Here is a 13,891-nt window from a genome sequence, read left to right as displayed (position 1 = left end):
ACTACTATAATGCCTGAATTCATCAGGCTATTATAGAGGTCTTTCCATGAAACGTGGACCATCACTTACTCAACTTGAAATTCAACCACGCAGCAAAAAACAAAGGATTGAAATAAATCAACCAGCATTGTCCTATCAGCAAAAGTTGTATGATTTGACGGCTATGCTTTTTGAGTATAATGATAGGTATTGCACTGAAATCATCAAGAAATTAGAAGCATTGATGAATGAAGCAGAGCTAATAGCTTTAGACTTCAATGTTGTCATTCAGGAAGGCTATTACAGTGGCTCAAGCATTCTACAAATTATTACAATAGCAAGTTGCAAGGATCATTACTCTATTTTGAGACAATTATTGGAGCAAGTACCTTCATTATTGAATTTTAGAGATAAAGCAGAAAGTGGTATTAACCAAGGGAAGAACGCACTCTGGTTGTTTGCAGAAGAAATGAACCGCGTTGATTTATTTGAACAAGAGCATCTTGCTTTGTTTGAGTTAATGTTGTCCTCTCAAGTTATAGCAAGTCAAGATTTAAATGTAAAGTGTGAAAAAGGAACAGATGCTGGAAAAACACCCTTGTGGCTATTGGGTCAATTAATGTGGAAAAATCCTCAATTCATTAAAGCAGCAATTGATCACTCATCTATTACGACCTTAGATTTAAATGCTGGTGCAAGTGAAGGCTTTTATAAAGGGAGAACAATCCTGCATTTTATAGCTGAATTGGCTTACCAAAAACCTGATTTTATCTTATCAATCATTCAGAATGGTTTGCATCATACTTTGGATTTTAATGCAAAAATACAAGGTAATAGCTGCCACAAAGGGAAAACACCTTTATTTTTTATAATAGATGCAGTAGTAAAAAAGCATCCTTCATTGTTACAAACATTGATCCAAGAGATACCCACTCAATTAGACTTTAATGCAAAAATAGAAGCAGAAGAGGATTTTCAAAATGGCGAAACAGCATTTGCATGTATTACTAGAGCAGCTTTAGAGAAACAAGAAAATGGATTGCTATTGTTAGAGCAAATTCTAAAAGATATTCCGTTGAAGAATTTAGATTTTAATGCCAAAAGAGAAGGTAAATGGCATAAAGGGAAGACACCACTTTGGGATATTGCTGCATTAGCTAAAGTGCATCCATTTCCGTTGTTGACGGTTTTACTGGGTGTTTCATCTGATAAATTAGAATTTAATATCAAAGAAGAGGATACAGCAACTGAAAAAGGAAAAACTGTATTATGGCACATTGTTGAGGCTGCACTTGAAGGTTACCCAGAGGTATTGAATACGTTGATAGATAACTTTCCTATTGAAATCTTAGATTTTAATGCTAAAGCAGATACCGAAACGCAGAAAAATGTTTCAATTAGGCATATTCTACAAAATTCATCATTGTCGCCACTGCTCAGTAAAATTGATTTCCTAACCAGTTTGGCACAAATAGGTGTTTTATGGAATGAGATGGATTTGCAAGGAGATGCTGAACAAAATAGAGTGAAGTTATTTGAGACACAATTTAAAGAACAGCTTGAACAGCTGGAAATGTTTGCCGATAATGCACAAAAAGAGAATCATGAAAATGCTTACTATTTTCTTGCCGTTTTTTATGAGGAAATAGGATTAGGCGATCGACTGAAAAATATTGCTTCAAGAGTACCTGCAGAAAATCCTTATCGCGATGAAATTTATTATAGATTATCTCATTCAACTATTTATGGGATGCAAAATGTTTCAAGTATAGCTCGTCAAATTAAAGATCCAAAAGAGCACAAAAAAACATTACTTGAAGGATTAGGTTATGCATTGGAAATGCAAGAGAGCAATGAATTGCGTAAAAATATTGCATTTAATTTAGTTTATGGTCTTGACTCACCTAGTTCTGGTTTACCTACACAAGCGTTAAATGACGAGCCTTTATTAAATAATCTAGGAGGAGGGAAAAATACTTGTCTTTTTGCAATAAAAACATTGCGCAGCAAAGTTAAACTTAAGCAAAAGCTTGAAGCAAAGACACAAGAAGCGCAAGTTTTACAAGGGAAGATTTCTGAATTAACACTTGTATTGCAGCGCCAAGAAGAGCAGCTTAAAGATCAAACACTCAGATTGCATGAAACAGTGCCTTCTAATGAAACGCTTGAAAAGAAAATGCAAGAAATGGAAGCGCGTATGGCTAGTCGAATACAAAAAATGGTTGAGCAGGCTGTTGAAGAGCGAACAACGGTATTACAAGCACAATTACAAGCTAAATGTGAAGAAGTAGAGGACTATAAGGTAAAGATTCTTCAGTTGGAAGCACAATTAGCGAAAAGAAGTGCTGTAAGAGGTTGCACAATCTTATAGTAGCGTTCTGTTATAAGGGAAGAAGTATTTTAAAAAAGAAGGACTATTTATAGTACAGTCCTTCTTTTTTATGCGTTTGGGCTATTTTCGTTGTTCAATGGGGGTATATTTTCTATCTTTTTCTCCCGTATAGAGTTGTCTGGGTCTATTGATGCTTTGATTAGGCTCGCCAATCATTTCATTCCAATGCGCAATCCAGCCGACAGTACGTGATAATGCAAAAATAACAGTAAACATATTGGTTGGGATCCCCATGGCTCGTAAAATAATACCGGAGTAAAAATCTACGTTGGGATATAGTTTCTTTTCGACAAAATAATCATCTTTCAGTGCAATTTGTTCGAGTGTTAGAGCAATTTCAAATAAAGGATCGTTATGAATGCCAAGTTCGTTGAGTACTTCATGACAGCTTTGTCTTAAAACTGTGGCACGTGGATCAAAGTTCTTATATACACGATGCCCAAAACCCATCAATCTGAAAGGATCGCTTTTATCTTTGGCACGCGCTAAATATTTAGGAATATTTTTAGGGGTTTCAATTTCTTCTAACATCGCTAAAACTGCTTCATTAGCACCACCATGAGCTGGTCCCCAGAGGGCTGCAATACCGGCTGCGATACATGCAAAAGGGTTTGCACCAGATGAGCCTGCTAATCGGACGGTGGAAGTAGAAGCATTTTGTTCATGATCAGCATGGAGAATAAAAATCTTATCCATTGCTTTGCTTAAAGTAGGGCTAGGCTGTGTATCATCGCAAGGAACGGAAAACATCATATTTAAAAAGTTTTCAGAAAATCCCATCTTATTTTGAGGATACACAAAGGGATGTCCAATAGAATATTTGTAGCACATTGCTGCCAAAGTCGGCATTTTTGCAATTAATCTGAGTGCCGCAATTTCTCTATGTTTTTCATTCAAAATATCAAGAGAATCATGATAGAAAGCAGATAGGGCACCGACCACGCCACACATTACAGCCATGGGGTGTGCATCGCGTCTAAAGCCATTAAAAAAGTGGCTTAATTGCTCATGCACCATGGTATGAATTTTAATTTTATTGCAAAAATAATCTTTGCGTTCTTGAGTAGGTAATTCACCATAGAGTAGTAAATAGCAAACTTCTAAATAATTAGATTTTTCAGCAAGCTCTTCGATAGGATAACCACGGTACAGCAAAATACCTTTATCGCCATCAATGTAGGTAATTTTAGATTCACAAGCGGCAGTGGATCTAAAACCAGGATCAAAAGTGAAATATCCATGTTTGGCCAATGCACCCACATCAACAACTTGAGGTCCTAAGGTGCCTGACAGTAATGGTAAATCAATCGCTTGATTTTGATTTGGTAAAGTTAGTTTTGCAACATCTCCCATTACGGTTCCTTTCTATGTTCAGAATGATAGCTTCAAGTATAAACGCGGTATCGCACAAAATACACTCTTCGTATTTTGCTGTTAAGCATTGTTGGCTTTTCTTGATGAGCGAAGCGAATCATGAGCCTCTCCCAATATTGGGAGAGGCTGGCTGAAAGCCAGGTGAGGGTTATATCAGAGCAGGGTGTATGAATTCTAAGCTCTCGCCCTTGCAGGACGCCCTTGCAGGAAGGACGCCCTTGCAGGACACCCAAAATTGGTAGAGGAGAAATATTTATTCAAAAAGCATGCTTTCAAACTATAATAGAAAGCATAACTTAGTAACTGTTAACAAATCTGCAATCGGATTATAATGTTCAGCATTCTAAAATATTTTATTAGTCAACTAAAAAGGTTTAGTGAACGGTGAAAGACAAACGACCCAAAAACATCAACCCTCTCACTATAAGATTGCCGCTGACTGCACTTGTATCTATTGGTCATCGGATCAGTGGTATCGTGGTATTTTTATTTATCCCTTTGTTACTGTGTGGACTTGGTGAGTCACTCAAGTCAGAAGCTGCTTTTTTAGATATGCGGCTTTGGTTTCAGGCCGCTTGGGTGAAAGTCATTCTGTGGGGCTTTATTGCAGCATTTGCGTTTCATTTTATCGCAGGATTGCGACACATGCTGATGGATTGCCATATCGGTGATTCGTTAAAATCAGGTCGTGTAGGCGCTGTGATGGTATTGATTGCTACATTTGTTATAGCCGGCCTCGCTGCTTGGTGTATAGGGAGCGTGTCATGAGTTTTGGTGGAACAGGTATGAGAGATTGGCTGATTCAACGATTCAGCGCAGTGATACTAAGCTTGTATACGGTTGCTTGCTTGTGGTTTCTGCTATCTCATAGAGAAATTACTTTTGCAAGTTGGTACGCCTTTTTTATGCACCCTGCCATGAAAATAGCAACTTTGTTGGCTTTGGTCAGTTTGAGCTTACATGCTTGGATTGGTTTGTGGACCGTGTTAACAGATTATGTCCATCAAACAGCGGTACGATATTTTTTACAAACAATAATCATCGTAGCGTTATTTGCTTACTTCTTTTGGGGCTTCCAGATTCTCTATTATTTCTAAGATTTTGTAAGAGTGAGTTTTTGGCTTGCTCTTTGTGCTTTATGATAGGCAAAAATCTAAAAACAGAAGTAATCGTTTATACAAGAATTAAAAAATAAGAAATTTTAAAAGGATTATCAATGGCAACTCCTCCGACACGTACATTTGATGCCATCATTGTTGGCGCTGGTGGTGCGGGTATGCGCGCCTCCCTTGAACTTGCTTCTAAAGGACGCAAGGTAGCATTAGTGTCAAAAGTGTTTCCAACACGATCGCACACGGTTTCTGCACAAGGCGGTATTACCGTCGCTTTAGGCAATAAACATCCAGATAATTGGCATTGGCATATGTTTGATACGGTTAAAGGATCAGACTACTTAGGCGATCAAGACTGTATTGAGTATATGTGTCGCGTTGGGCCAGAAGTTATTTATGAGCTTGAACATATGGGCTTGCCTTTTTCTCGATTTGAGGATGGTAAAATTTATCAGCGCCCCTTTGGCGGACAATCCAAAAATTTTGGCGGCGAGCAAGCAACACGTACTGCGGCTGCCGCCGATAGAACAGGTCATGCTTTATTGCATACGCTTTATCAAAAAAATCTTGAACATGAAGTGACAACCTTTAGTGAATGGTATGCACTTGATTTAGTCAAAAATCAAAAAGGTGCTGTGGTTGGTGTTGTTGTTTTAGATATTGAAAGTGGCGAAGTTTTATTTTTGGCCAGTAAAGCTGTCATTTTAGCAACGGGTGGCTCAGGTCAAATATTTCATTCAACCACCAATGCACTCATCAATACGGGTGATGGCATCGGAATGGTGTTACGTGCAGGCTTTGCTGTACAAGACATGGAAATGTGGCAGTTTCATCCGACAGGTATTGCTGGTGCCGGTGTATTGGTCACTGAAGGATGCCGAGGTGAAGGTGGCTATTTGATCAATAAAAATGGTGAGCGATTCATGGAACGTTATGCACCAAATGCAAAAGATTTGGCATCGCGCGATGTGGTTGCTCGCTCCATGGCACTGGAAATCAGAGAAGGCCGTGGTTGTGGTAAAGAAGGTGATCACGTGCTCTTGAAGCTGGATCATTTAGGCGAAGAAATTATTAAGTCACGCTTGCCAGGTATTCGTGAATTGGCCATTACCTTTGCAAATGCCGATCCCATTAAAGATCCTATTCCTGTTGTTCCAACCTGCCATTATATGATGGGTGGTATTCCTACAAATGTGCATGCACAAGTATTGGATTGTCAGGGAGAGGGTAAAGACAGCATCGTTCCAGGTTTATATGCTGTGGGAGAATGTGCTTGTGTGTCTGTGCATGGTGCAAATCGATTAGGTGGTAATTCTTTGTTAGATTTAGTGGTATTTGGTAGAGCTGCTGGTATTCATATCAATGATAGTTTGAATCAAGGGATGGATGATACCCTTGTTTCTACGGACGATATTGATCAAGCTTTGTCTCGCCTAAGAAGATGGGATGGTTCTACCAAAGGCGAACGGATTGCAGATATTCGCATTGAAATGAAACGTGTTATGCAAAATGACTTCAGCGTGTTTCGAACAAAACTGGTTATGCAAGAAGGTATTGAGAAATTAAAAGCCTTGAGAGAGCGATTAAGCAAAGCGGTGTTAGAAGATAAAAGCAGTGTATTTAATACAGCGCGTATTGAAGCACTAGAGTTGGATAATCTTATGGCCGTTGCGATTGCAACAGCTATTTCTGCTCATGCACGCGAAGAGAGCCGTGGTGCGCATTCTCGAGAGGATTTCCCTAAACGTGACGATAAAAACTGGTTGAAGCATACGCTGTATTTTGCGAATGATTCCATCAAATATCGCCCCGTAAATAATAAGCCTAACTTGGTTGAAGCATTTGAACCCAAAGAACGAGTTTACTAAAAGGTATTGCTATGCGTTTTTCTATATTTAGATTTGATCCTGAAAAAGATAACAAGCCAACCATGCAGCATTATGAGTTAGATATTGAACAAACTGGTATGGTGATGGTGTTAGATGCATTACTTGCAATTAAGGCACAGCAAGATGAATCACTTTCTTTTAGGCGCTCTTGTGGAGAAGGGGTTTGTGGATCCGATGGGATGAACATAAATGGTAAAAACAGATTGGCCTGCATTACCCCCATTCGTTCTTTGTCTGGCCCTATTGTGATTCGACCCTTTCCAGGTTTTCCTGTTATTCGTGATTTAATTGTGGATATGACACAATTTTATACTCAATACGGAAAAGCACAGCCATTTTTAAAGAATAAACAACCACCGCCACCTAAAGAACGTTTACAGTCTCCTGAAGACAGAGCGAAGCTTGATGGGCTTTATGAGTGTATCTTGTGTGGTTGCTGTTCAAGTAGTTGCCCATCTTATTGGTGGAACCCAGATAAATTTATGGGACCTGCTGCTTTATTACAGGCTTCACGCTTTATTTTAGACAGTCGTGATGATCAAACGCACGAGCGTTTAGATCAGCTTAATGATGCATACAGTGTCTTCCGATGCCGAGGAATCATGAATTGCGTAGATGTTTGCCCTAAAGGTCTTAATCCAACGCAAGCGATCGCCGAGATTCGTACTCAGATTTTGAAGGATGATACTTGAGATAGACGCTCGATCCCCTTCTTTTTGAGGGGAGGGCTCTATCTCTTAGCCAAATATTTTCCCCTTTCTCGCCTTTGTAGAGAGGGGATTAAAAGCTAAGTCAGCGTTACACTAAAAACACAGCCCTATTTTTACAATAAATTATTTTTTAATTAGTGTATAATTTGCATCAACGCAAAAGGATATTCACGGCCAAAAAATAAGTTATCTATTTAAGAGAAGTAGGGAGACTCACGTAATTAGTTAGTTAAATATAAACGGTTACAGACCAAGGTGATCTATGCAAGAAACCATGAATGCTTTGTGGGAAACCTCACCATTAGCTGGAGGGAACGCACACTATCTTGAATATCTCTATGAACTTTATCTTCAAGATCCCAATTCAGTCCCTTCAGAGTGGCAAAAATATTTTGCATCGTTGCCATCTGTGAATGGACAAAATGCTAAAGATATTTCACATGCTGATATTAGAGAGCATTTTGTTGCTTTAGCTAAGCTACCGCCAGAACTTCGAGGTGGAAACCACTCACAACAACCTCAAGCGCATCATAGCGTCTCTTTAGAACATGAGCGTAAACAAATGCAAGTATTGCGATTAATAAATGCATATCGTTTACAAGGCCATTTGCACGCACAGATTGATCCGCTCAGCATGCGTGAAATACCCAAAGAATGCTCAACAGAATTATCTCTTGAAGATCATGGTTTGACCGTAGAAGACATGGGTACTGTCTTTGATGTTGAGACCTTTGTTGGCCCAAGACACATGACTTTAGGGGAATTGTATCGTGCATTAAACGACACCTACTGCGGTTCAGTGGGAACAGAGTATATGCATATTCAATCTCCTGAAGAAAGAAAATGGATTCAAGAACGCATTGAAAGCACAAGAACAAATCCAAAATTCTCTGCTGAAAAGAAAGAACATATCTTAGAGCGTATTACCTCTGCTGAAGGTTTAGAACAATACCTTGGTAAAAAATACCCAGGTGCAAAACGTTTCTCCCTAGAAGGCTCAGAATCGTTAATTCCTTTAATGGATGAACTAATTCAACGCGGTGGCGCACAGGGCGTTCGTGAAATGGTCGTTGGTATGGCGCACCGAGGACGTCTCAATGTTTTAATTAATATTTTAGGTAAAAATCCGAGCGATTTATTTGATGAATTTGAAGGAAAAGCCGTACTTGCTTATGAATCAGGGGATGTAAAATACCATCAAGGTTTTTCATCAGATGTATCTACGGATGGCGGTAATGTACATTTGGCGCTTGCCTTTAATCCTTCACATTTAGAAATTGTGACACCTGTTGTGATTGGCTCTGTGCGTGCGCGTCAGGCTCGATCCAAAGACATAGATTTAAATAAAGTAGTGCCTATTGCTATTCATGGGGATTCTGCATTTTCAGGTCAAGGTGTTGTAATGGAAACCTTGAACATGTCTCTAACCAGAGGCTATGGTGTAGGTGGTACTGTCCATATTGTGATTAACAATCAAGTTGGTTTTACCACATCTAATCCTCAAGATATGCGCTCCACTTTGTACTGCACAGATGTGGGCAAAGCAGTTTTAGCACCTATTTTCCATGTTAATGGTGATGATCCTGAAGCTGTTGTGTTGGTTGCACAATTAGCGATTGATTATCGTATGAAATTTAACAAAGACGTGATTATCGATTTGGTAAGCTATCGTCGCCATGGGCATAATGAAGCCGATGATCCTTCTGCAACACAACCTGTGATGTATCGTAAAATTAAGAAACATCCAACCACACGTGACGTATATGCGAAACAGTTGGTAAAGCTCAGTGTATTATCAGCAGAAAAAGCCAATGAGCTGGTCGCCCTCAATCGTAAAATGTTAGATGAAGGTCAAACCGTTGCTAAGAAAATAGTGAAAGGGCATAAACTGCCAAACGCAATTGATTGGACACCGTATTTTAGTGACGATTGGCGTCAAGCAGTAAAGACAGGCATTTCTAAAGAGAAAATTGTCGAGCTTTCAAAAATGCTTTTAACATTGCCAGAGAATTTCTCTATACATTCAAGAGTTGGCAAAACTTATGAAGACAGAGCTAAAATGGCAGCAGGAGAAATACCTGTAGATTGGGGATTTGCTGAAACCTTAGCCTATGCCGCATTGTTAGATGAAAAAACCGCGGTTCGCATTTCTGGTCAAGACAGTGGTCGTGGTACTTTCTTCCATCGTCACGCTGTTTTGCATGATCAGAAAGATGGTCATTCTCATACACCACTTAAGAAAGTTGCAAATGGTGATACGCCTTTTACAGTCATTGATTCCATTCTATCTGAAGAAGCGGTGATGGCTTTTGAATATGGTTATACCACAGCCGATCCTACAACATTGGTGATCTGGGAAGCACAGTTTGGTGATTTTGCAAATGGTGCTCAAGTAGTGATTGACCAATTCATCAGCTCTGGTGAACAAAAATGGGGGCGTTTGTGTGGATTGGTTCTTTTCTTGCCACATGGTTATGAAGGTCAAGGTCCAGAGCATTCTTCTGCGCGCCTAGAAAGATATTTGCAATTGTGTGCTGAACATAATATTCAAGTGTGTGTGCCCACAAATGCAGCGCAAGTATTTCATATGATTCGCAGACAAATGATTAGAAATCTCCGCATTCCATTAGTGGTGATGACACCTAAGAGTTTGTTAAGACATAAAGCAGCTGGTTCGGAGTTAAATGACTTTATCAACGGGGAGTTCCAATTAATTATCCCTGAAGTTGAAGATCTTAAACCCGCAGATGTGACTAAGATTATTTTATGCAGTGGTAAGGTTTATTATGATCTTGTTGCGGCAAGAACTCAGCAACAAAGAAAAGATATAGCAATTATGCGTATTGAGCAGCTGTATCCATTCCCTGAGCCTGAGTTAAAAGAAGCAATGGCAAAATATCCTAATGCGCATAAAGTAATTTGGTGCCAAGAAGAACCTAAGAACCAAGGTGCTTGGTATCCTTCTCAGCATCACATTATTGCATGCTTAAATAAAAACCAATCATTGCAGTATGCTGGACGCAAAGCGTCAGCTGCAACAGCGGCGGGTTATATAGCAGCGCATAATGAGCAGCAAAGTATTTTAGTAAATGATGCATTAAACCTCTAAACGACAAGGGAAAACTATGACTATTGAAATTAAAGTCCCCGTTTTACCAGAATCTGTTCAAGATGCGACTATTGCTACGTGGTATAAAAAGCCCGGTGATGTGGTTGCTCAGGATGATAATTTGGTAGACATTGAAACCGATAAAGTAGTATTGGAAGTGGTTGCACCTCAAGCAGGGATTCTTGAAAAAATCATTAAAAGTACCGGCGAAACGGTTTTAGCCGAAGAAGTAATTGGTATTGTGACGCCTGGTGCGCAAGGTGCAAACGCAAATCATGCATCTGTAGAGGCTCAAGCTCAGCCAGCAGCAGCGCCTGCTGCAAGCAAAATGGATAATGCTGAAAAAACAGCTGGCCCTGCTGCCAGAAGAATGATGGCTGAACATGATATTGCGCCTGAGACTGTACAAGGTTCTGGTAAAGGCGGTCGTGTAACAACGCAAGATGTAAAATCTGCACAAGCTGCACCACAAGTTGCAAAACAACCCGCTGCTCCAATTACATTGACAGGTGATAGACCTGAAAAACGTGTGCCTATGACACGTTTGAGAACACGTATTGCAGAGCGTCTTTTAAGTGCTCAACACAATGCTGCTATTTTAACGACCTTTAATGAAATCAACATGAAGCCAGTGATGGATTTACGGAATCGTTATAAAGATCAATTTGAAAAGCAACATGGTGTTAAATTAGGTTTTATGTCTTTCTTCACCAAAGCGGTGATTGAAGCTTTAAAACGTTTCCCTGTTGTGAATGCCTCTCTTGATGGCACAGATATGATATATCACGGCTACTTTGATATAGGGGTTGCGGTATCTTCTCCACGTGGATTAGTAGTACCTGTTCTCAGAGATGCTGATAAATTGAGCTTAGCAGGAATTGAAAAATCGATATCTGCGCTTGGCATGAAAGCAAAAGAGGGAACGCTCTCTATTGAAGAGATGACAGGCGGCACCTTTACCATTTCTAATGGTGGTGTGTTTGGATCACTCCTATCAACACCTATTTTAAATCCACCTCAAACAGGTATTTTAGGGATGCATAAAATAGAAGAACGCCCAGTGGTTGAGAAGGGTGAAATTGTCATTAGACCCATGATGTATGTAGCGCTCTCTTATGATCATCGAATGATTGATGGTGCTGAGTCTGTTCGCTTCTTAGTGACAATTAAGGATTTAATTGAAGATCCAGCGCGCTTACTCTTAGACATTTAAAAATTAAGGTTAATAGAAATGAATTTACATGAATACCAAGCAAAGCGTATTTTTAAAGAGTATGGTTTGCCTGTCCCTAATAATGTCGTTGCGCATTCTGTAGAAGATGCTGTAATGGCAATGAGTTCACTAAACACACCTAAATTAGTAGTAAAAGCACAAGTGCATGCAGGTGGTCGTGGTAAAGCGGGTGGCGTTAAGATCGTTGAAACACGTGATGCTTTAGAAGAAGCAGCGCGTGGTATGTTGCATCAACGTCTTGTAACCTATCAGACGGATAGTAATGGACAACCCATCAATGAAGTTCTGGTTGAAGAAGTAACCAATATCGATAAAGAGCTTTATTTAAGTGCTGTGCTTGATAGAGCTAGCAAGTCCGTCATCCTGATGGCTTCTACAGAAGGTGGTATGGATATTGAGAAAGTAGCACATGATACACCTGAAAAAATCTTAAAAATTCAAGTGGATCCTTTATTAGGTGTCATGCCTTATCAATGTCGTGAATTAGGATTTGCATTAGGTTTAAATCTTGAGCAAATTAAACAATTCAGCAAAATTGCCATTGGTGTTGGTAAAATGTTTGCTGAAAAAGATCTGAGTTTGCTAGAAATTAACCCATTAGTGATTACCAAAGAGGGTAATCTTATTTGCCTAGATGGTAAAATTAATGTTGATGACAATGCACTCTATCGCCAGCCTCAAATTACTGATATGCGTGATCCAACGCAAGAAGATGAAAGAGAAAAACGCGCCAAAGAATGGGAGCTGAGCTATATTGCACTAGAAGGCAACATCGGTTGTATGGTAAATGGTGCTGGTCTTGCTATGGCAACGATGGACTTAATTAAATTGCATGGCGGAGAACCTGCAAACTTCTTGGATGTAGGTGGTACTGCAACTAAAGAACGTGTTTGTGAAGCCTTTAAAATTATTTTATCAGATGCAAATGTTAAAGGTGTTTTGGTAAACATCTTTGGTGGTATCGTGCGTTGTGACTTGATTGCCGAAGGTATTATTGGCGCTATACAAGAAGTTGGTATTAAAGTACCTGTTGTTGTACGTCTAGAAGGTAACCGTGCAGAAGAGGCATCAGCCTTATTAAATAAGAGTGGTTTGAATATTATTTCTGCCAATGGTTTAACTGAAGCGGCCCAAAAAGTCGTACAAGCTGTGGGGGCATAAACATGAGTGTATTAGTTAATAAAGATACCAAAGTCATTTGCCAAGGTTTCACTGGACGTCAGGGAACTTTGCATTCTGAACAAGCAATTGCTTATGGTACCAAGATGGTTGGTGGTGTTACCCCAGGCAAAGGCGGCCAAAAGCATTTAGATTTACCTGTATTTAATACCGTGCGTGAAGCGGTTGAAGCAACAGGCGCAACAGCAAGCGTTATCTACGTTCCTGCGGCTTATTGCAAAGATTCAATTATTGAAGCAGCAGACAGCGGTGTAGAGCTGATTGTATGTATTACAGAAGGTATTCCTGTAATGGATATGTTAGAAGTGACCCATTATCTTAAAGGTTCTGCTTCTCGTTTAATTGGCCCTAACTGTCCTGGTATTATTACACCAGGTGAATGTAAAATCGGTATTATGCCTGGCCATATTCACAAACCAGGAAACATTGGTATCGTGTCACGTTCAGGTACTTTAACTTATGAAGCAGTGAAGCAAACCACAGCTTTAGGTTTAGGACAAAGTACGTGTATTGGTATTGGTGGTGATCCACTACCTGGTACTAGCTTTATCGATGCCTTAGCTTTATTCGAGCAAGATCCTAATACGCATGCGATTGTAATGGTTGGTGAAATTGGTGGTTCTGCGGAAGAAGAAGCGGCAGAATTTATTAAGCACAATGTTACTAAACCAATCGTTTCTTACATTGCCGGTGTTACTGCACCTAAAGGTAAACGTATGGGGCATGCAGGTGCAATTATCGCGGGTGGTAAAGGTACTGCTGATGAGAAATTTGCTGCTTTAGAGAAAGCCGGTGTTAGAACGGTTCGTTCTCCTGCTGATATTGGTACAGGCATTCAAGCTGCTATGCAGAAATAGTTTTGTTGCCATAAAAAAACTCCCTTCTCTTATTTTTGAGAAGGGAGTACTTCTTA

Annotated in this window: 10 protein-coding genes; 9 read left to right on the top strand and 1 reads right to left on the bottom strand. The window is 39.7% G+C overall.

The window, feature by feature from the left end; genetic code table 11:
- The first annotated feature begins 46 nt into the window (after positions 1–46).
- Positions 47–2,350, top strand: a complete 2,304-nt coding sequence (locus CC99x_RS09250) for a hypothetical protein (RefSeq protein WP_057625046.1) — start codon at positions 47–49, stop codon at positions 2,348–2,350.
- Positions 2,351–2,431: 81 nt separating this feature from the next.
- Here CC99x_RS09250 and gltA read toward each other — a convergent pair whose 3' ends face one another.
- On the bottom strand, positions 2,432–3,724 hold the full coding sequence (gltA, locus tag CC99x_RS09245) for a citrate synthase (protein WP_057625047.1): 1,293 nt from the start codon (positions 3,722–3,724) through the stop codon (positions 2,432–2,434).
- Between the two features lie 405 nt (positions 3,725–4,129).
- Here gltA and sdhC point away from each other — a divergent pair, with 405 nt between their 5' ends.
- The 8 genes from sdhC to sucD all read left to right on the top strand — a co-directional run bounded on the left by sdhC (position 4,130) and on the right by sucD (position 13,835).
- Complete coding sequence (gene sdhC, locus CC99x_RS09240) at positions 4,130–4,513, top strand: succinate dehydrogenase, cytochrome b556 subunit (RefSeq protein WP_057625048.1); 384 nt, start codon at positions 4,130–4,132, stop codon at positions 4,511–4,513.
- Complete coding sequence (gene sdhD / locus CC99x_RS09235) at positions 4,510–4,842, top strand: succinate dehydrogenase, hydrophobic membrane anchor protein (RefSeq protein WP_057625049.1); 333 nt, start codon at positions 4,510–4,512, stop codon at positions 4,840–4,842. Before sdhC ends, sdhD begins: the two co-directional genes overlap by 4 nt.
- A 119-nt stretch (positions 4,843–4,961) precedes the next feature.
- Positions 4,962–6,725 (top strand): succinate dehydrogenase flavoprotein subunit, encoded by a 1,764-nt coding sequence (gene sdhA / locus CC99x_RS09230; protein ID WP_057625050.1) that lies wholly within the window; start codon positions 4,962–4,964, stop codon positions 6,723–6,725.
- Between the two features lie 11 nt (positions 6,726–6,736).
- Entirely contained in the window at positions 6,737–7,438 is a 702-nt protein-coding gene (locus tag CC99x_RS09225; RefSeq protein ID WP_057625051.1) for a succinate dehydrogenase iron-sulfur subunit, read from the top strand.
- A gap of 280 nt (positions 7,439–7,718) precedes the next feature.
- A complete protein-coding gene (locus CC99x_RS09220) occupies positions 7,719–10,565 on the top strand; it encodes a 2-oxoglutarate dehydrogenase E1 component (RefSeq protein WP_057625052.1) in 2,847 nt (948 codons plus the stop codon).
- 16 nt (positions 10,566–10,581) lie between these two features.
- Complete coding sequence (gene odhB, locus CC99x_RS09215) at positions 10,582–11,778, top strand: 2-oxoglutarate dehydrogenase complex dihydrolipoyllysine-residue succinyltransferase (RefSeq protein ID WP_057625053.1); 1,197 nt, start codon at positions 10,582–10,584, stop codon at positions 11,776–11,778.
- An 18-nt stretch (positions 11,779–11,796) separates the two neighbouring features.
- Positions 11,797–12,960 (top strand): ADP-forming succinate--CoA ligase subunit beta, encoded by a 1,164-nt coding sequence (sucC, locus tag CC99x_RS09210; protein ID WP_057625054.1) that lies wholly within the window; start codon positions 11,797–11,799, stop codon positions 12,958–12,960.
- 2 nt (positions 12,961–12,962) lie between these two features.
- Positions 12,963–13,835 carry a succinate--CoA ligase subunit alpha gene (sucD, locus tag CC99x_RS09205; RefSeq protein ID WP_057625055.1) on the top strand — a complete coding sequence of 291 codons (873 nt, stop codon included), beginning with the start codon at positions 12,963–12,965 and terminating at the stop codon, positions 13,833–13,835.
- Positions 13,836–13,891: the final 56 nt, after the last annotated feature.

The organism is Candidatus Berkiella cookevillensis (assembly GCF_001431315.2).
Classification (GTDB): Bacteria; Pseudomonadota; Gammaproteobacteria; order Berkiellales; family Berkiellaceae; genus Berkiella_A; species Berkiella_A cookevillensis.
The sequence above is the reverse complement of the archived record's forward strand: the minus strand, read 5'-3'. Positions and strand labels throughout refer to the sequence as shown.

Coding starts and splice junctions, on each gene's coding strand:
- CC99x_RS09250 (WP_057625046.1), top strand. CDS start 47: ATGAAACGTGGACCATCACTTACTCAACTTGAAATTCAACCACGCAGC.
- gltA (WP_057625047.1), bottom strand. CDS start 3,724: ATGGGAGATGTTGCAAAACTAACTTTACCAAATCAAAATCAAGCGATT.
- sdhD (WP_057625049.1), top strand. CDS start 4,510: ATGAGTTTTGGTGGAACAGGTATGAGAGATTGGCTGATTCAACGATTC.
- sdhA (WP_057625050.1), top strand. CDS start 4,962: ATGGCAACTCCTCCGACACGTACATTTGATGCCATCATTGTTGGCGCT.
- CC99x_RS09225 (WP_057625051.1), top strand. CDS start 6,737: ATGCGTTTTTCTATATTTAGATTTGATCCTGAAAAAGATAACAAGCCA.
- CC99x_RS09220 (WP_057625052.1), top strand. CDS start 7,719: ATGCAAGAAACCATGAATGCTTTGTGGGAAACCTCACCATTAGCTGGA.
- odhB (WP_057625053.1), top strand. CDS start 10,582: ATGACTATTGAAATTAAAGTCCCCGTTTTACCAGAATCTGTTCAAGAT.
- sucC (WP_057625054.1), top strand. CDS start 11,797: ATGAATTTACATGAATACCAAGCAAAGCGTATTTTTAAAGAGTATGGT.
- sucD (WP_057625055.1), top strand. CDS start 12,963: ATGAGTGTATTAGTTAATAAAGATACCAAAGTCATTTGCCAAGGTTTC.